Annotated in this window: 1 protein-coding gene; it reads left to right on the plus strand. The window is 59.2% G+C overall.

The window, feature by feature from the left end:
* Positions 1–166 precede the first annotated feature (166 nt).
* On the plus strand, positions 167–922 hold the full coding sequence (gene istB, locus PG883_RS23580; protein ID WP_000194037.1) for an IS21-like element ISAs29 family helper ATPase IstB: 756 nt from the start codon (positions 167–169) through the stop codon (positions 920–922).
* The last annotated feature ends 80 nt before the right edge of the window (positions 923–1,002 follow it).

Raw genomic sequence — 1,002 nt, forward strand, 5'->3', positions numbered from 1 at the left:
GCCAGCTGGCCAACCGGGAAGGACTGGTGCGGCTCAAGCAGCTCAAGTCGGTGCTGACCAGTGGCCGCGACCAACTGCCCGCAAGTCCGCTCAGTTATCCAGAACTGCCGCAAGAGCACGAGAACATCCGCGGCCCCCAGAGCTTCCACTAACGAGGAAAAAACCCATGACCCAACAAACGCTGACCCGCTTGAGACACCTGAAACTGACTGGCATGGCGGATGCCGTGCAACAACAACTGGAACAGGCAAGTACCTACGAAGGGCTGCCCTTCATCGAGCGGCTAAGCCTGCTGGTCGAACACGAACAACTGAGCCGGGAGCAGCGTAAACAAGCTCGGCTGGTCAAGCAGGCGAGGCTCAAACTCCAGGCCACGGTGCAAGAGGTGGACTACCAGTCTGCACGCAACCTGGAGCGGTCACAGGTGGCAAACCTGGCCCAAGGAGAGTGGCTGCGCCGGGGCCAGAACCTGCTCATTACCGGCCCCTGTGGCTGCGGAAAAACCTACCTAGCCTGTGCGCTGGGCTACCAAGCCTGTCAGCAGGGGCACAGCACTCGTTACTACCGGCTGCCGCGTCTGCTACTTGAGCTGAGCCAGGCCAAGGTAGATGGCAGTTACGCCAGACTGCTGGGTCAACTGGCAAGGATAGAGCTGCTGATCCTGGATGACTGGGGACTGGAAGCGGTGAATGCCGAGCAGCGCAACGCCCTGCTGGAGATCATGGATGATCGGTACGGGAAATACTCGACGGTCGTGGTCAGTCAGCTGCCAACGGAAGAGTGGTACGCGAGCTTGGGGGACAACACTCTGGCAGATGCGATCCTGGACCGGCTGATGCACAACGCTCACCGGCTGTCACTGAAGGGAGAATCGATGAGAAAGAGGAGAAGTGAGTTGACCCAATCTGAACACTCGAGTTAGAAACGGGGTGACGTGAGCGCGTTAAGGATCAGGGTGTTCACGTTGGCCGGAATGGCTGTTCAACTTCGCCGGAATACGCA

The organism is Aeromonas sp. QDB25 (assembly GCF_027707725.1).
In the GTDB taxonomy this organism is placed as follows: domain Bacteria; phylum Pseudomonadota; class Gammaproteobacteria; order Enterobacterales; family Aeromonadaceae; genus Aeromonas; species Aeromonas caviae.

Excerpts from the sequence above, each read along its gene's own strand:
- istB (WP_000194037.1), top strand. The coding sequence starts at position 167 with ATGACCCAACAAACGCTGACCCGCTTGAGACACCTGAAACTGACTGGC.